The 17548-nt window shown below is 63.3% G+C and carries 16 protein-coding genes; 9 read left to right on the top strand and 7 right to left on the bottom strand.

Annotated features, from left to right (window positions below; genetic code table 11):
- Positions 1-462: CoA transferase (locus V5F77_RS04020; protein WP_429004029.1), on the top strand; the 462-nt coding region annotated here is incomplete at its 5' end.
- Positions 459-1268 (top strand): enoyl-CoA hydratase/isomerase family protein, encoded by an 810-nt coding sequence (locus V5F77_RS04015; protein WP_429004028.1) that lies wholly within the window; start codon positions 459-461, stop codon positions 1266-1268. The genes V5F77_RS04020 and V5F77_RS04015, both read left to right, overlap by 4 nt.
- Before the next feature lie 69 nt (positions 1269-1337).
- On the opposite strand, the gene V5F77_RS04010 is transcribed toward V5F77_RS04015, so the two are convergent.
- Positions 1338-2840 (bottom strand): linear amide C-N hydrolase, encoded by a 1503-nt coding sequence (locus tag V5F77_RS04010; RefSeq protein ID WP_429004027.1) that lies wholly within the window; start codon positions 2838-2840, stop codon positions 1338-1340.
- Between the two features lie 198 nt (positions 2841-3038).
- On the opposite strand from V5F77_RS04010, the gene V5F77_RS04005 reads away from it, so the two are divergent.
- The gene (locus V5F77_RS04005; protein ID WP_429004026.1) at positions 3039-3521 is read left to right on the top strand and encodes a MucR family transcriptional regulator; all 483 of its coding nucleotides are present in this window, start codon (positions 3039-3041) and stop codon (positions 3519-3521) included.
- An 873-nt stretch (positions 3522-4394) separates the two neighbouring features.
- Here V5F77_RS04005 and V5F77_RS04000 read toward each other — a convergent pair.
- A complete protein-coding gene (locus V5F77_RS04000; protein WP_429004025.1) occupies positions 4395-5285 on the bottom strand; it encodes a LysR family transcriptional regulator in 891 nt (296 codons plus the stop codon).
- 15 nt (positions 5286-5300) lie between these two features.
- Positions 5301-6275 (bottom strand): thioredoxin-disulfide reductase, encoded by a 975-nt coding sequence (gene trxB / locus V5F77_RS03995; RefSeq protein WP_429004024.1) that lies wholly within the window; start codon positions 6273-6275, stop codon positions 5301-5303.
- A gap of 247 nt (positions 6276-6522) precedes the next feature.
- On the opposite strand from trxB, the gene V5F77_RS03990 reads away from it, so the two are divergent.
- Positions 6523-7005 (top strand): Lrp/AsnC family transcriptional regulator, encoded by a 483-nt coding sequence (locus V5F77_RS03990; protein WP_429004023.1) that lies wholly within the window; start codon positions 6523-6525, stop codon positions 7003-7005.
- Positions 7006-7183: 178 nt separating this feature from the next.
- On the opposite strand, the gene greA is transcribed toward V5F77_RS03990, so the two are convergent.
- Together greA and carB are read right to left on the bottom strand one after the other, a co-directional pair.
- On the bottom strand, positions 7184-7657 hold the full coding sequence (gene greA / locus V5F77_RS03985) for a transcription elongation factor GreA (RefSeq protein ID WP_429004022.1): 474 nt from the start codon (positions 7655-7657) through the stop codon (positions 7184-7186).
- Between the two features lie 191 nt (positions 7658-7848).
- Entirely contained in the window at positions 7849-11211 is a 3363-nt protein-coding gene (gene carB / locus V5F77_RS03980) for a carbamoyl-phosphate synthase large subunit (protein ID WP_429004021.1), read from the bottom strand.
- 198 nt (positions 11212-11409) lie between these two features.
- Between carB and V5F77_RS03975 the strand changes: the two genes are divergently transcribed.
- Complete coding sequence (locus V5F77_RS03975) at positions 11410-11850, top strand: GtrA family protein (RefSeq protein ID WP_429004020.1); 441 nt, start codon at positions 11410-11412, stop codon at positions 11848-11850.
- Positions 11851-11884: 34 nt separating this feature from the next.
- Here V5F77_RS03975 and V5F77_RS03970 read toward each other — a convergent pair whose 3' ends face one another.
- On the bottom strand, positions 11885-12571 hold the full coding sequence (locus V5F77_RS03970; protein ID WP_429004019.1) for a class I SAM-dependent methyltransferase: 687 nt from the start codon (positions 12569-12571) through the stop codon (positions 11885-11887).
- Between the two features lie 280 nt (positions 12572-12851).
- On the opposite strand from V5F77_RS03970, the gene V5F77_RS03965 reads away from it, so the two are divergent.
- The 4 genes from V5F77_RS03965 to V5F77_RS03950 all read left to right on the top strand — a co-directional run bounded on the left by V5F77_RS03965 (position 12852) and on the right by V5F77_RS03950 (position 17039).
- Positions 12852-13634: an ABC transporter ATP-binding protein gene (locus tag V5F77_RS03965; RefSeq protein ID WP_429004018.1), complete on the top strand. Its 783-nt coding sequence runs from the start codon at positions 12852-12854 to the stop codon at positions 13632-13634.
- A complete protein-coding gene (locus V5F77_RS03960; protein WP_429004017.1) occupies positions 13631-14485 on the top strand; it encodes an ABC transporter permease in 855 nt (284 codons plus the stop codon). The genes V5F77_RS03965 and V5F77_RS03960 overlap by 4 nt, the downstream gene beginning before the upstream one ends.
- 27 nt (positions 14486-14512) lie before the next feature.
- Positions 14513-15496, top strand: coding sequence for an ABC transporter substrate-binding protein (locus V5F77_RS03955; protein WP_429004016.1), 984 nt, complete (start codon positions 14513-14515; stop codon positions 15494-15496).
- 226 nt (positions 15497-15722) lie between these two features.
- Entirely contained in the window at positions 15723-17039 is a 1317-nt protein-coding gene (locus V5F77_RS03950) for an amidase (RefSeq protein WP_429004015.1), read from the top strand.
- 182 nt (positions 17040-17221) lie between these two features.
- Here the strand turns inward: V5F77_RS03950 and V5F77_RS03945 are convergent, their stop codons facing one another.
- Positions 17222-17503, bottom strand: coding sequence for a hypothetical protein (locus V5F77_RS03945; RefSeq protein ID WP_429004014.1), 282 nt, complete (start codon positions 17501-17503; stop codon positions 17222-17224).
- Between the last annotated feature and the right edge of the window lie 45 nt (positions 17504-17548).

The raw sequence follows: 17548 nt of genomic DNA, 5'->3' as shown, positions 1-17548 counted from the left end.
TTCGTCATGGGTGCCACGAGCCAGAAGCTTTATCGTGCCTTGTGCGAGCAACTCGGCCGGCCGGAATTGATCGACGATCCGCGCTTCAAGGATATTTCCTCCCGTCTTGCCAATCGTGAGGTGCTGATCGAGGAATTGGAGAAGGTCTTTGCGACCCGCACCTCGGAAGATTGGGTCGAGAGTCTCCTAGCGGCCGGCATTCCGGCCGGGCCCATGTATTCCTATCCCCAGGCGTTCGAGAGCGCCCATGGAAAACATCGCAACATGCGCATGGACGTGCCACACCCCATCGAGGGGACCGTGCCCAATATCGGCTTTGCGGTGAAGCTGCAGGGCACGCCGCAGGAAGTGCGGCTGCATCCCCCGCTGCTCGGCGAGCATACCGAGGCTATTCTCAGCGAATTGGGTGTGGTCGGAGCGGCCGTGGACGCCCTACGCAGCGGAGGAGCCTTCGAACCATGACCGAAACCCCGACCCTCGCCACCGCACCCGCAACCGATTCCGGCACGGTGCGCCTTGAAATCTCAGGGCCTGTTGCGCGCCTGACCTTCGATCGGCCGGCGGCGCGCAATGCGATGACCTGGCGCATGTACGAACAATTGGCTGAAGCGTGCGAACTGCTCACGGCCAAGGCCGATACGGTGCGCGTCGCGGTGCTGCGGGGCGCCGGTGGCAAGGCATTCGTGGCCGGCACCGACATTGAGCAGTTCCGCGCGTTCACCTCGGGAGAGGACGGGATTGCCTATGAAGCCAAAGTGGAAGGCTTCATCGGCGCTCTGGAACGCCTGCCGATGCCGAGCATCGCAGTTGTCGAAGGTTTTGCGGTCGGCGGAGGAATGGCGATCTCCAATGCCTGCGATTTCCGCGTGGCAACTCCCGGCGCACGTTTCGGCGTTCCTATTGCCCGCACGCTGGGGAACTGCCTTTCGGCAGCGAACCTGCGTCGGCTCACCCGGACGCTCGGCCTGCCGACCGTGAAGCGCATGTTGCTGCTCGCGGAACTGCTCCCCGCGGAAAGCCTGCCGGCGGGCTACGTCAGCGTCGTGGCGCCCGAGGCACTGGACACTCATTTGGATGACATGTGCGCGCGCATCGCTTCCCAGGCGCCCGTGACCATGCGGGTCACCAAGGAAGCCCTGCGCCGGCTCTGCGACGACCTCAACCCGGAGGACGGCGACCTGGTACGTACTGCCTATGGCAGCGGCGACTTCCACGAGGGCGTGGACGCCTTCACCTCCAAGCGTCCGCCTGTCTGGCGCGGGGCATAGCTTCCGCCGCGCCGCGCCAGGACCAGAACACGCCAGGGGGAGGCCAAAAGGCCCCCCCCGGTGCGCCGGTCAGCGCAGCACGTCGATCACCGTGGCCGGCACCGTGATGGGCATCATCTTGATGGCCTTGGCGTCCAGATCGGCTTTGTTGAGATCGAGAAACTGGGTTTGGCTATTCTCGAAGGTCCGAACATAATAGTGCTTGGTCTTGAGATCGGCGACTGCCGCCCATTCGGTAGTCTCGATGCCGGCAACGCCGCCGCCAGCTTGAGAATCCGCCTCCGTGCGCACGATCCCTGGAGCGATATCGAACGTGTTCAGCAGGTGGAAGGCAAGGTCCACCGCATCCTTGCTCTTGGCGAGCGGCGGCGCGGCGCGCGTATACTGAAACGCCCGGACGAAGCGCGAAGGGGAGGACACATCGCCCGGAAGGCCCAAGGCGCCGGTGCCAGTGCTTGGCGGAGTGAGGGTCAAGTCTCCGATCTTGATCGGCTTGGGATCGTAGGCCGACAGATTGAGATAATTGGCGAGATTCGCGATATGCCAGTCGAAATTCGGGGCATTGGTCAGCACGGTCGTCGGATTGTCGTGAATCTTCAATTCACCGCCGATGTATTCGACGACGACGCTCTTGCCCTTCGCGTCGTGAAGCGTCATATGCAGCGGGACCGCCATCTTGAAGGTCGTTTGAATGGAACGGTTGACCTTGATCTTGGGCAACCCGGCCTTGACCTCTTCCACACTTGCGAAATTGGTCAGCACATAGAGCAGCAATTCGTAGGAAGCGATCGAGGTCTTCGCTTCTCCCGGAGCGACCTCCTGATATTCGGCAACCCCGGGCAGATAAAGCAGGCCGCCGGCAAGGCCCGCCTCGTTCATGCCATCCACAAGGATCGAGAGGCCAAGACCGTTGAGGCCGACCGCTCCGAATTTCGTGGCCCAAGGCAGTCCAGAGTTGGGGGTGCCGTCCGGCCCAGTTCCCACCAGAGCCAGTTTGCGCGGCACGATCGTGAATTGAGACTGCATGGGAAGGCCGAATTCCATGGTCCGACCATAGACGAAGCCGCCGTCCAATGAGTGCAGCAAGAACGACGTGCAGGCATTGGCCTGCTGAAGCGGAAGCGCGACCGCCATCATCGTTGCGACAGCAATTGCTGTCGAGCGAGCAAAGCGAGAAAGCATTAAGAAGGCTCCCAGTTTTGCGATCGATGCGCCGCGTGCGGAGCATAGGGAGGCATAGCCACATTGCCCAGCTAAGAAAGTTTGCTGGAATGGTGCCACATGGATGAGATGGGGCCGGGGCGCAGAAACATTTCGGATTAACGCGATGCTGATTCTACTTCGGCTCCAGCCCGGTTCACATTTACGTTTGGGCAAGCGTAACTGACGTGATTTGTGGGAAAAAATATCGCCAAATGCGGGGCGAGAATAGAAGAGCCGGTAGCATAAAAGATACCTCTTCCTCTGCTCTTCCGCCGGCCGCACGCGGCGCGCTGCCCGCACCTTTTCGGCGAGCGCACAAGGTCCCAAATATCGATGAAATAAAGGGTTGCGGAAAAACGTTGGGTACACTCACGCCAAGTTAACCTGACGCAATGTGTCCGAAATTCGGCACCCGTCCTGCGTCTTCACGGTAGTGAAAACGCAGCTTCTCTTCATCGTCGCATGCAAAAATCGCGGGATACCATTTTAACGCGAAAATCGCCGAAGACTTGCGGTTGTCAATGAGATGAGGCAATAAAGCATCACTCAAGAATAAGGACGACTTCATTGACCGACGAATCCAACCCCGCCTTGAATGCAATATATGTGGAGCTCGCCGCAGAGATCGTAGCGGCCTACGTCAGCAATAATTCGGTGGCGGCCAGCGAGATCGCGAACCTGATCGAGACCGTCCACACCTCTATCGCAAACCTGACCCAGACCGCCAAGGAACCTGAGGTGGTCCCGCTGACTCCCGCCGTCAGCGTTCGTAAATCGGTGACGCCCGATTACATCATCTGCCTGGAAGACGGAAAGCAGTTCAAGTCGCTGAAGCGTCATCTGCGTACGCGATACGACCTGACACCCGAAGAGTACCGCGCCAAGTGGGGTCTGCCGAGCGATTATCCCATGGTCGCCCCCAACTATGCTGCCGCCCGTTCCGAATTGGCAAAGGCTTCCGGTCTCGGCCAGCTCCGCAAGACCGCAGCTGCGGCTCCCCCGGCCGCCAAGCCTGCCGCAAAGCGCCGCGTGGCTGCCAAGAAGAGCTGACATCAACTGAATACAACGACGGCGCGGGCCACTCGGCACCGCGCCGTCTTTTTTTGCCGGACCGCCGACGGTCTGAAGAGACATCTTCAATCGCAGAGTGCGTCTCACGCAATATTAGGTGAATTCCAAAATCATATGCGCGTGGCAGCATGCCCATGATTGCCGTGTCTTGTCGGGCAGATCAGGTGCGGCGCTATTATTTCGAAGCTACGGACAAACCAGATGTATCCGAAAGCGCTTCGATGAACCACAGAACTTCCCTGCGTTTGGGGCGCTCCGCTGGCTCACCCGCGCCTGCAATGGATCGGTGCGCTCCGGCGAGGGATCATCAATCGGATCGGGCTCGGGAAACGGATCTCGCCGCGGCTCGCGGCTCGGGTCGTCCTCCGGAATCGGAGGGAGGTCAGGCCCAGGATCGGGCACATCCTCGGGGTCACCAATCGGATCGGTAAAGGGCCCAGGCTGCCCAGGAGGCCGAACCGGGTCCGGGTTGCCGGGAAACGGCCCTGCGCCGAAGCGGATGCGGTGTAGGGGCAGATGGCGTTCCAGGAAAGACATCAGGTTCTTCTCCGTATGAAGAGAAGAAGGCCGGACATCGCGCGACGGTTCCCGCAAGCAGTCACGAAACCAGCATGGATAAGGGGCCGGAAAGAAAAGTGCCGGACCTCGTGAGAGGCCCGGCAAGTATCGCCGCAGAGCGGCGAACCTTCCAGAGGGGAACAGCTGCTGCACCGCACAGGATGCAAGCAGTGCAAGGAGAAATTGCTCCTTCCTTGGGCAGATTGCAATGCAAAATGATCGCATGTCAGGCATGTGCGTGACGCTGGGCTACCGCGCGCTCACACCGCAGGCAGCGGCGGCCTTTGTCATAATTCAGTAGCTCCACCGCTGCGCTTTGGAGATCAGGAAGTCCCGAAACACCTGAATACGCGCCACTGAGCGCATTTCCTGAGCGTAGGTGAAATAAGCCTCAAGCTGAGGCGTTTCGCGATCGGTGAACAATTGCACCAGCGAAGTGGAGTCGTCCGAAAGGTAGTCCGGCAAGGTTCCGATACCGACGCCGCGCTCCACTGCCCGCTTCAGGCCAAGGACACTGTTGACCTCAAATGCAGGCACACGCGGCTGCCCGCCCTCACGCCCCGCATGCTCCAGCCAGTTCAGGCCCTGGAAATAGCTCGGAATGGGGCCACCCAGCAGCAGGATGCGATGCTTATCCAATTCGTCAAGCGTTCGGGGATGGCCGTGACGCTTGAGATAGTCCGCCGAGGCATAGGCGTGGAAATGCACCGTGAACAGTTTGCGCTGCACCAGGTCCGGCTGCACCGGCTGGCGCATGCGGATCGCGACGTCGGCCTCGCGCATGGCGAGATCCAACTCTTCGTCAGTGAGGATGAGCTGGATGCGGATATCGGGATAGAGGTCCACGAACTCGCCCACCCGCGCGGTCAGCCAATGGGTGCCGAGCCCGACCGTCGTGGTGACGCGCAGGTCGCCATTGGGCTTCTCGCGGCTATCGGTCAGCTGGGCGCGCGCCGATTCCAGCTTGAGGAACACCTCATGCGCGGTGCGATAGAGCAGCTCGCCCTGCTCGGTCAGGATGAGACCGCGCGCATGGCGATGGAACAGGGGCACCTTCAGTTCCTGCTCCAGGGCCGACACTTGCCGACTCACGGCGGATTGGGACAGGCCGAGGGTCTCACCCGCATGGGTGAAGGATCCCGCCTCGGCTGCGACGTGGAAAACCTTAAGCTTGTCCCAGTCCATTCTTGCGCCCTTACGCTACTCTGCCGCCGCCGAGACCTCGTTGAGCGCGAGGAAGCGTTCTGCCTCCAAAGCCGCCATGCACCCCCGCCCGGCGGCCGTCACCGCCTGGCGATAAACATCGTCGGCCACATCGCCCGCGGCATAGACGCCGGGCACCGAGGTGGCGGTGGAATCGGGAGCGGTCCACACATAGCCGCTGTCCTTCAGTTTCACCTGCCCCTCGACGAGGCTGGTCGCCGGCGCATGGCCGATGGCGATGAACACGCCGTCGGTGCGCAATTCGGCGACCTTGCCGGTATGCACGTCGCGCAGCTTCACCGCCGTGACGCGGGAGGGATCCTCCTCCCCCACGATCTCTTCGAGGGCAGCGTTCCACACCACGTTCACCTTGGGATGGGCGAACAGGCGATCCTGGAGGATGCGTTCCGCCCGCAGCCGGTCGCGGCGATGCACCAACGTGACCTTGGAGGCGAAATTGGTGAGGAAGAGCGCCTCTTCCACGGCCGTATTGCCGCCGCCGACCACCACCACTTCCTTGCCGCGATAGAAGAAGCCGTCACAGGTCGCGCAGGCGGACACGCCGAGGCCGCGATAGGTCTCCTCCGAGGCGATACCGAGCCAGCGCGCCTGCGCGCCTGTGGCCAGGATCACTGTGTCCGCCACATAGGCCGCGCCCGACTCCGTGGTGAGGCGGAACGGGCGGTGCGACAGATCGAGGCTGGAGACGTGGTCGGAGACTATTCGCGTGCCCACGTGCTCGGCCTGGGCGCGCATCTGGTCCATGAGCCATGGACCCTGGATTACATCGGCGAAGCCGGGGTAATTCTCGACGTCCGTGGTGATTGTGAGCTGACCGCCGGGCTGGATGCCCTCTATCAGGACCGGCTCCAGCATCGCGCGGGCGGCATAGATAGCAGCAGTATATCCCGCCGGTCCGGAACCGATGATGACGACCTTGACGTGCGTGGCGGATGCGTGATGGGCAGGCATGACAACCTCGAACCGGGAGCAATCCCTCCGCTTGCGAAGGGTGCAAGGGCCAGGACTGCCGCTTCTGGCGCCTTTCGGGCGCGAGCTATGCGTGAATGTAGGGTCAGCAGCGCAGTCCCACAAGGCGTCGCCTGCACCTGAATAGGGTTCAGGGGCGCTGTCCCCAGGCGACTTGCGAAATATTATTTCGTTGCACGCAACCGCCGCTTCACTAAGGTGCGGCGCAAACGCCCTGAAGGAGTGACCCTTGACCTCACATCTCGACGCCGTGGACTGGAAGATCCTGGCCGAGCTGCAACGGGACGGGCGAATGACAAATGTGGAGCTCTCCCGTCGCGTCGGGATTTCGGCCCCGCCCTGCCTGCGTCGCGTGCGTGGTCTTGAGGAAGAGGGAATCATCCAGGGCTATCGCGCCCTACTGGATGAGAAGCGCCTGGGCTACGATCTGATGGGCTTCGCCATGGTGCATCTCATCAGCCAGGCGGAAGTGGACCTTTCCGCCTTCCAGGAGCGCATCGCCCAATGGCCGCTGGTGCGCGGCGCCTGGATGCTCTCCGGTGACGTCGACTTCCTCATGCTCTGCGTGGCACCGGACTTGCGCACGTTCCAGAATTTCGTGCTGGAGATGACCGCGGCGCCGAACGTGCGAAACGTGAAGACAGCGCTCACGCTGAAGCAAGCGAAGAATGCGCCCATCGTGCCGCTCGAAACCATAGAGATGCCGGAGTGAGCAAGCCGCGCGTAAGTTATTGAGGTTAGGTAACCGCCCGGCTTTCCCTGATGCGTCTGGGGTGCGTTGATCTTCGCCGCGAGATCTCTCCTCCCGTTCCCTCTCCCGCGTGCGGGGGAGGGTGAGGGAAGGGAAATTCGCGACCTTAAGGAAATCGCGGCGGCGATGGCCAGCCGGTTCAGATCCAGCGCACCGAGACAATCTCAAACGATCGTGCGCCCTTCGGCGTCACCACCTCGACCGAAGCGCCCTTCTGCTTGCCGATCAGAGCCCGTGCAACGGGAGAGGAGATCGAGATTCGCCCGGCCTTGGCGTCGGCTTCGTTGTCGCCAACGATCTGCCACACCTTCTCTTCTTCTGTGTCCTCATCAACGAGGGTCACAGTCGCCCCGAACTTGACCGTATCGCCGGAGAGTTTCGACACGTCGATGATGTCCGCGCGGGAGATCTTGTCCTCCAGATCGGCGATCCGCCCCTCGTTCAGGGATTGCTGCTCCTTCGCGGCGTGATATTCGGCGTTTTCCGAAAGGTCGCCATGGGCGCGCGCTTCGGAGATCGCAGCGATGATCCTTGGACGCTCCACCTGCTGACGGTTGCGCAATTCAACTTCCATGGCCGAGAAACCGGCCTGGGTCATGGGAATCTTATCCATGGGTCCTTCGTAGAACCTCCTAGAAACGGAGCGACTCAGAGATCGCCCGCCGGTGGGGGATCCCCCATCCGGCGCTGAATATAATACCGCAATCGCGCGACGATCACCGTCTCGGTTTACGGCGCGCCTTCAAGCAGTCGCGCCCTTCTCGCGCGCAAGTCCGTACTCGCGCACTTGAAGGGGCTGAGCCCTCAGGTTACGGACGCCTTGTCCGTCGCCTTAGATGCACCGACGCCGAAATAGCTTTGCAACGCGCGCACCTGGAGGTCGCCGCCGACATAGGCCTTGACCCCCTGCGCCGCAGCAACGGCTCCAGACAGCGTGGTGTAATATGGCACTTTGTGCAAGAGGGCCGCCCGGCGCAACGAGCGGCTGTCCGCCAGCGCCTGCGCACCCTCCGTTGTATTGAACACCAATTGCACCTCGCCGTTCTTGATCGCATCGACGATGTGCGGGCGCCCTTCGAGCACCTTGTTGATCTTGCCCGCGGCGATTCCCTGCTCTTCCAGGTAGCGCTGCGTTCCCGAGGTTGCGATCACCCGGAAGCCAAGCTCCTGCAGCAAACGCACGGTGGGGAGAATGCGTTCCTTGTCGCTCTCCTTCACCGAGACGAACACCGTGCCGGCCTTCGGCACCTTGGTGCCGCCGCCGATCTGGCTCTTGGCGAAGGCCACGCCGTAATCGGTGTCGAGGCCCATCACCTCGCCGGTGGAGCGCATCTCCGGGCCAAGCACCGTGTCGACGCCGGGGAAGCGCGCAAACGGGAACACAGCTTCTTTAACCGCGATATGGTTCATGTTCTGCTTGACGAGATCGAAGCTCGAAAGCTTCTCCCCGGCCATCACCCGAGCCGCGATCTTGGCGATGGGAACGCCCACCACCTTCGCAACGAACGGCACCGTGCGCGAGGCACGCGGATTGACTTCCAGCACATAAATGTCGTCGCCCTTCAGGGCGTACTGCACATTCATGAGCCCGACCACGCCCAGCGCCAAAGCGAGCGCCGAGGTCTCCTGCTCAAGCCGCTTAATCATCTCTGCCGAGAGTGAATGGGGCGGGAGCGAGCAGGCGCTGTCGCCGGAATGAATGCCGGCTTCCTCGATATGCTCCATGATGCCGGCAACGAACACGTCCTTGCCGTCGCACAGCGCATCAACGTCCACCTCGATGGCGTCCGAGAGATAGCGGTCGAACAGCAGCGGGTTCTTGCCCAGTACCGTATTGATCTGGCCCGTCTTGTCGTTGGGATACCGCGCCTTCACATCCTGCGGCACCAGGCCGGGAAGTGTCTCCAGCAGATAGTCGCCGAGCTGGCCTTCCTCGCGGATGATCTGCATCGCCCGCCCGCCCAGCACATAGGAGGGCCGCACAACCAGGGGGAAGCCGAGCTGCGCCGCCACGATGCGGGCCTGCTCCACCGAATAGGCGATGCCGTTGTCCGGCTGGCGCAGCTTGAGCTGGTTCAGCAGGCGCTTGAAGCGGTCGCGGTCCTCGGCAAGGTCGATGGCGTCGGGCGAAGTGCCGAGGATCGGCACGTTCGCCTGCTCCAGCGCATGGGCGAGCTTCAGCGGCGTCTGGCCGCCGAACTGCACGATCACACCCACCAGCGTCCCCGAAGCGCGCTCACGGTCGATCAGTTCCAGCACGTCCTCGGCCGTCAGGGGCTCGAAATAGAGCCGGTCCGAAGTGTCGTAATCGGTGGAGACGGTCTCGGGATTGCAGTTGACCATGATCGCTTCATAGCCAGCTTCCTTCAGGGCGAAGGCGGCATGGCAGCAGCAATAGTCGAACTCGATTCCCTGCCCGATGCGGTTTGGGCCTCCGCCCAGGATCACCACTTTTTTGGCGTTGGACGGCCGCGCCTCGTCGGCTGGCGCCACGCCGAAGGGGCGCTCGTAGGAGGAATACATATAAGCGGTGGGCGAGGCGAACTCGGCAGCGCACGTGTCGATGCGCTTGTAGACCGGGCGCACGTCCAACGCGTGCCGGCGCGCCCGCACCTCGTCCTCACCAAGGCCGGTAAGGCCGGCAAGGCGCGCGTCGGAGAAGCCCATGCTCTTCAGGCCACGTAATGCGCCGGAGGTGGTGGGCAGGCCGAACTTCCGCACCTTGTTCTCTGCCTCCACGATGCCGCGGATCTCGGCCAGGAACCAGGGGTCGATCTTGCAGGCGGAATGGATCTGCTCGTCGCTCATGCCGAGCCGCATGGCCTGCGCCACATAGAGCAGGCGCTCGGGCGTGGGCGTGCCGAGCGCCGCCCGCACGGCATTCTTATCGTCACCATGACCAAGCCCGCCGATCTCGATCTCGTCGAGGCCAGTGAGGCCGGTTTCCAGCGAACGCAGCGCCTTCTGCAGGCTCTCCTGGAACGTGCGGCCGATCGCCATGGCCTCGCCCACCGACTTCATCGAGGTGGTGAGCGTGGTATCGGCGCCGGGGAACTTCTCGAAGGCGAAACGCGGTATCTTGGTGACGATATAGTCGATGGTCGGCTCGAACGCGGCCGGCGTGGCGCCGCCCGTGATGTCGTTCTCAATCTCATCCAAGGTGTAGCCAACGGCGAGGCGCGCGGCGACCTTGGCAATGGGGAAGCCAGTGGCCTTGGAGGCCAGCGCCGAGGAACGCGACACGCGCGGGTTCATCTCGATGACGATCATGCGGCCGCTCTCCGGGTCGATCGCGAACTGAACGTTCGAGCCGCCGGTTTCCACACCAATTTCGCGCAGCACCGCAAGCGATGCATCGCGCATGATCTGGTATTCCTTGTCGGTCAGCGTCAGAGCTGGTGCCACCGTGATGGAATCACCGGTGTGCACGCCCATCGGGTCGATGTTCTCGATGGAGCAGATGATGATGCAATTGTCCGCCTTGTCGCGGACAACCTCCATCTCATACTCCTTCCAGCCGAGCACGCTCTCCTCGATCAGGACTTCGCTGGTGGGCGAAGCATCGATGCCGCGCTCGACAATCTCAATGAACTCGGCCTTGTTGTAAGCGATGCCGCCACCGGTTCCGCCCATGGTGAAGGACGGCCGGATGATCGCCGGCAGGCCAACGATATCGAGCGCGTCCAGCGCCTGGGCCAGCGTCTTGATCTGGCGCGAGGTGGGCGTGTCGAGGCCGATCTTGGTCATGGCCTCGCGGAACAGCTCGCGGTCCTCGGCCTTGTCGATGGCTTCGGCGGTGGCGCCGATCATTTCGACATCGAACTGTTCGAGCGTACCCATGCGCTTGAGCGACAGGGCGCAATTCAGCGCCGTCTGACCGCCCATTGTGGGCAGGAGTGCGAATCCGCCGGGGCGGACATAGCGCTCCTTCTCGATGATCTTGGCGACGATCTCCGGCGTAATCGGCTCGATATAGGTTGCGTCCGCCATGTCCGGGTCGGTCATGATGGTCGCCGGATTGGAGTTCACCAGGACGACCCGGTAGCCCTCTTCCTTCAGCGCCTTACAGGCCTGGGTGCCGGAATAATCGAACTCACAGGCCTGTCCGATGACGATAGGGCCGGCGCCGATGATGAGGATGGTTTCGAGGTCAGTGCGTTTCGGCATGTCTCGCGGGCGCTCAGCGGGCGCAAAAAAAGGGCCGCGGGAAGCGCGCCCCTGATGAATGGAAACCGTACGAGTGACGGTCGACGCTGCCCCGGGCGTTGAATTATCTCTTCCCGACGCGCTATTGGGCTTCCTTAGACCATATTTGGACGCGACGGAAGACGCCTCCATGGCCCTATGTTCGGAGTCCACCCTCCCGTGCCCCCCGCCCTCCGCCAGATCCTATCGCAGCACCGCCCGCTGTTGATCCAGCTAGCGACCTTCTTGGGTGTCGGATTCACCGCCCTGTTCTTCCATTTCCTCGTCCTCGGCGCGCTGGTGGAATGGGATTTGATCGGCCCGGTTTCCGCTTCCCTGGTGGGATTCGTGGTGGGAAGCTGCGTGACCTACACGCTCAACAGCCGTTTCACTTTCAAGTCCACACGCTCGCACGCCGGCGCCATACCGCGTTATTTCGCAGTGGCTGGGGTCGCCTTCGTGCTGAACGGAGTGCTGATGGACGTGTTCGTCCATCGGCTCGGCGTATTCTATCTGCTGGCCCAGTTCCTCACCAGCGCGCTGGTTCTGTGCTGGACCTTCAGCGGTTACCGGGTGTGGGCCTTCGCGGAAAAGCGACCACAGCGTCAGGACGCCGGTTGAATTGCGCGACGGCGCCTCGACAGTGGGCGCGCGCTTAGCGGATTGCGACGAAAGCCATGCGGGCCTGATTGTGCCCCACATTGGGGCGATGCCGGGTGGCGGAGAAACCGGCCGCCTTCAGCAGGTCCAGTACATCGGCTTCATCATAAGTGCTGAGCCCCAGGTCGGCCCGCAGCTTGCGGTAAGGCGAGACCGCCGTGCGCGCCAATCCCAGGATGGCGGCAAAGAAGAAGCCTTCACGTGCCGCGAATCCCAGCAGCGCGGTCGCATCGCGCGCCGCGCCGACGCCGGGAGGGATGACATCTGCAAGGAGCAGCCGCCCCCCTGGCGCGAGCAACCGGTGGAACAGCCCGAGTAGCCCCTCCAATTGCGCGCGAGAGAGATATTGCGCCAACGAATTGACGATCACGAGATCAAAGCTGCCGTCTGCAAGCGCCTCCACCTCCTCGACAGAACGCACCGCGATTGTCGCCTGGCCGGAAAAGCGACCCTTTAGCTTCTCGCGGACGCGAGGTGCAGCATCGCTCAGCGTGAGATGCGCGCATCGGCCCGCGAGCGCCAGGGCCGCCAGCGCTTCCCCGCACCCATAATCCAGCACGCGCGCCGCGGGGCTTGGGACGAAGCTCGCGAGATCGCTCGCAAGTCGCTCATAATGCACCTGTTTGTGGCGGTCGTTCACATAAATGGCGTTCGCACCATCCCAGAATGAAACCCAGTCCATCCGCAGTTTCCTCAGCCGCCCCGCCTGCATGCGCAGCGCATGCGCTCATCCGCCGAAACCATGCTGCCCTGCCAAAAGGGCAATTGCACGGCTCGCGTCACGTCATCGTGAAATCTGCATTCATTATGCACGAAAAGGCACCATCTGCCTGAATCCGAGGCATTCCACCTATCTGCCTATTTATGGGACGTCGGCCGCACTCGCCAAATCCCTTGCACTGCAACATTTCCGGGATTTGGCACAGCGGTTGCCTATGGACTGGCGGCAGACAGGAGACGCCATGTCATCACCTAAAGTGCAACTGCGCCTCAACGGCATCCGCAAGAGCTTTCCCGGAAAGCAGGGTCCCACCCAGGTGCTCGACGGCCTGACCTTCGACATCCACGAACGCGATTTTGTCAGCATCATCGGTCCCAGCGGCTGCGGCAAGACGACGGTGTTCAACATCATCGCCGGCCTCGTCGACCCCGACGAAGGCATGCTCATGTATCGCGGCCAGGAGGTGGACAGCCTGCGCGGCAAGGTTGGGTACATGATGCAGAAGGATCTGCTCTTCCCCTGGCGCACGGTGCTGGACAACGTCCTGCTCGGGCTGGAGACGAAGGGCGTCGATCCGCGCCAGGCCATGGACACGGCCCGCGAATATCTGTCCACGTTCGGCCTGTCGGGCTTCGAGAACGCCTATCCCAAGATGCTCTCGGGCGGCATGCGCCAACGCGTGGCGCTGATCCGCACCTTGGTCCTCGATCCTGACATCCTCCTGCTGGACGAGCCGTTCTCCGCGCTCGACTACCAGACTCGCCTCTATCTGGAGGGCATCCTGATGGAAGCGGTGGAGACCTTCCACAAGACCGTGATTCTCGTCACCCACGACATCGACGAGGCGGTCGCGCTCTCCAAGCGCGTGGTCGTGCTCAGCCAGCGCCCGGCCCGGGTGAAGGCGGTTCACGATATCGCGCTCAACGAACATTCCCCCATCGCCGCCCGCAGCGACCCTCGCTTCTCCAGCTATTTCAACACGCTGTGCGCGGAACTCGACATTCAGACCAGGGCGAGCGCATGACTGAGATGGCTCAACTCGCAAAAACCAGCGTCCGCAGGCACCTGCGTGCCAACAGGCGTCGCAATGTTTTCGATTCCACGGTCGGTCGCGGCGTGCTGCAAATCCTGGCCGTTGTAGCCTTCTTCCTGCTCTGGGAAGTGGCGGTGCGGATGGAATGGCTCAATGCCTTCCTCGTCGGACAGCCGAGCGGCGTCCTGCACGTGCTGGTCTCGATGGTCGCCGACGGCTCGCTGTTCGTCGATACCGGCTACACGGTGTTCGAGGCGATCCTCGGCTTTGCCTTCGGCACCGTGATCGGCTCGGTGATCGGGCTGACGCTCTGGTATTCGGCCTTCGTCGCCCGTTTGGTGGAGCCGTTCATCGCCGCCATCAATTCGGTGCCGAAGATCGCGCTGGCGCCGATCATCATCCTGTGGTTCGGCACCGGGCTGACCTCCAAGGTGGCGCTCGCCATCTCGCTCACCTCCATCGTCGCCCTCATCACCGCCTATCAGGCGGCGAAGGACGCGGACAAGGATCTACAGGCGCTGCTGTTCTCCATGGGCGCCAGCAAGCACCAGATCTTCAAGCGGGTGATCACGCCGTCCACGTTGCCGGCGATCATCGCCACCTTCCGCATCAATATCGGCTTCGCGCTGGTCGGTGCCGTGGTGGGCGAATTCATCTCCTCCCAGCATGGCCTCGGCCATGTGATCTACGTCGCCTCAAGCCTGTACGACCTCAATACGGTCTGGGCCGGCCTGTTCACGCTGATGCTGGTCGGATTTCTCTTCTACCAGATGGTCGAAGTCACCGAACAGCGCCTGCTTCCCTGGAAGCAGCAGATGGGCGGCACCCAGATCAACGTTTGACCTCTTGTTTTCCGGAGACATGTCCACATGACTTTCTTGCCGAAACTGGGCGCCTTTTCCCTTGCCCTGGCGCTTTCCTCCGCCACGCTCGCTCCGGCCTCTGCGGTCGAGATGAAGAAGGCCACCATTTCACAGGCCTTCCAGTCCATGCTCTATCTGCCGCTCTACGTGGCCATGGATGAGGGCTTCTTTGAAAAGCAGGGCCTTGATCTCTCCAAGGAAAGCGCCGGCTCGGGCTCGGTTGCCCTCTCGGCCGTGATCTCGAAGAGCGCGCAATTCTCCCTGCACGGCCCGGAATGGACGGCGATCGCCGCCTCCAAGGGCGCGCCGGTGAACACCATCGCCAATGTGGTGAACGGTGCCGCGGTGTGGATCGCCGCGACGCCCGACTTCAAGTTCGACAGCGTCAAGGACCTGAAGGGCCAGAAGATCGTCACCGGCCTGATGCCCACCACCAGCACCTCGCTGTTCATCAAGCTGCTGAAGGAAAACGGCATGGATGCCAACAAGGACGTGGAGATGATCCAGGTTCCTCTCGGCACCGAACCGGGCCCCTTCGTCGCCGGTCAGGCCAAGGTCGCCGTCATGTATGAACCCGGCCTCGACCAGGTGGTGGCCAAGGGCATGAAGGTCGTGCTCGGCTTTCCCAAGCTGTACGGCCCCTATGCCTTCTCCACCATCACCGCCCGCACCGATGTCGATCCCGATCTCGCCCAGCGCCTGACCAATGGCCTGGAGATGGCGGTTCGCTTCATGCACAAAAACGAGGCACGCACCATCGAGATCGCGCAAAAGGAATTCCCGAAGCTCGATCCCGATGTGGTCGCCGCCGCCACCAAGCGCATGCTGGCCGACAACGTCTATCCCACCAGCGTCGACATCACCCCGACCGCGCTGACCCTCGCGCTCGACACCCAGATCGCGCTCGGCAATCTCTCCGGCCAGCCGGATTACAAGACCTTCGTGCCGCGCACCTATATCGACAAGGCCATGGCCATGCCCACCAACTGACGCGCTGACTTTCGTGCGTCAGGGGGCTTCGGCGGGGTTCTCACCCTTCGCCGCCGAAGCCCCGCTTTCACGGACCTCAGACCCGGATCGGGCGAAGCTCGGCCATGGCGCCGCGGCACCGGCGCGCTCTTCCGAAGGAAGGCAAGCCACCCGCGCCGCGCATGGCGCGGCCCCGCCCGCCCGGACGATGCGTCCCGCCTGCTTCCCTCCCGTTCCGGACCTTCCCATGACTGCCCTCAAGACCAGCGCCGGCGTGCTCGACATCGTGCGCGCCCTGGCCGCAGGCGAAGCTTTGCCCCAGGATCTGATCGCCGCCAGCCACGCGCGCGCCGTGGCCCTGGAAGGCGAGCTTCGTGCCTTCGCCCATCTCCCCGCCGAGGCGCCCGCCGTGACCTCCGGCGCCGGCCCCCTCACCGGCGTCGCGGTCGGCGTGAAGGATCTCATCGCCACCGCCGACATGCCCACCACCTTTGGCTCGGCCATCTATGTGGACCATCAGCCGGCGGAAGACGCCTATGTGGTCGGCCGCCTGAAGGATCTCGGCGCGACGATCCTCGGCAAGACCATCACCACCGAATTCGCCTGGCGCGAGCCCGGCCCCACCCGCAATCCCTGGAATCTCGGCCACACGCCGGGCGGCTCCTCCTCGGGCTCGGCGGCTTCCCTCGCCAGCGGCTCGGTCCAGGTGGCGCTGGGCACCCAGACCCTCGGCTCGGTCCTGCGCCCCGCCGCCTATTGCGGCGTGGTCGGGCTGAAGCCGAGCTATGGCACCATCGCCCTGAAGGGCGTGCACGATCTCTCCCAATCGCTGGACCATCTCGGCCTGTTCACCCGCAGCGTGGACGATGTCGCCTTCGTCCTTTCGCTGCTGGCGGGCGGGCCCGGCGCCGCGCGGCGCACGATTTTCCCGTTCGGCGTCGCCGGCGTCGCGCCTTTCCCGGCGCCGCGCATCGCCTGGCTGCGCCCGGCCGGTGCGCCGGCCCTGGAGGACAGCCAGGTCGCGCTGATGGAAATGGCGGCGGCACGGTTCGCCGGTTCGGGCGCGACGGTGCAGGCGGTGACGCTGCCGGAGGCGTTCGCCCAATTGCCGGCGATTTCCGCGACCCTGTGCGGCGCCGAGGGCGCGGCCAATTTCGCCGATCTGGTGGCCCGTTTCCCGGACAAGACCTCGGCCCGCCTGCAAGCGCTGGTGGAGCGGGGCGCGGCGATCGCGGCCACCGATTATCTCGCCGCCCGCGCGGCGCAGACGGCGCTGCGGGCGGAGTTCACGCGCGTGCTCGCAGGCTTCGATGTGCTGCTGACCGCGCCGGCGACGGGAGAAGCTCCCGAGGGTCTTGGCGAAACCGGCGATCCCGGCCTGTGCGTGCCGTGGACCACGCTCGGCGTGCCGGCCATCGCTTTGCCGGCTGGCACCGGTCCGCGCGGCCTTCCGCTGGGGATCCAGCTGGTGGCGCCGTTCGGCGAGGATATGAAGCTGCTGCGGGTGGCGAAGTGGTGCGAAGGCGCGCTCGCCTATCCACCCCGGATCGCTCCAGGGACATAGAATCCTCGCCCAAGCACGCCAGTTCGCCCGGAAAAGGCGATCATGCTCCACATGAGGGCGTTCGTTCGTGAAACGATGAACCGCTCTGAACCCGAGGGGAACGCAGGGGCTTCCCGGACGGACGCGGCTGACGGCGGATTGAGATCCGCCGCCAGCCGCGCATTTTGGGAGAGGATAAGGCCTTACTGACCGGCGGCGAAGGCGATGCCTTCCTCGACTTGGTTGATCGCCCGATCCACCAGGTCAATGGCCCGGTCGCGGTGGCCGCCCTTATTGGGCTCCGCCTGGATCAGATTGGCCCGTGCCGCACGGAGCGAGGCGAGAGCTGCGTCCATGAACGGCTGGTTCGCCCGCGCCGACGACAGCAGCGCATTGGCGCCGACCGTGCAGGCGATGCCCAGCACGAAGACGAAGGCGAGAGAGCGGCGGGAAGACGTCCGCTCGGGTGTCCTGGTTTCAGACATGACACGCTCCGCAATTGCTCCCCGACCCATCGACGGGGCAACGGT

The organism is Roseixanthobacter psychrophilus (assembly GCF_043195195.1).
In the GTDB taxonomy this organism is placed as follows: Bacteria; Pseudomonadota; Alphaproteobacteria; order Rhizobiales; family Xanthobacteraceae; genus NCEH01.
This window is presented reverse-complemented; position numbering and strand designations above follow the sequence as displayed.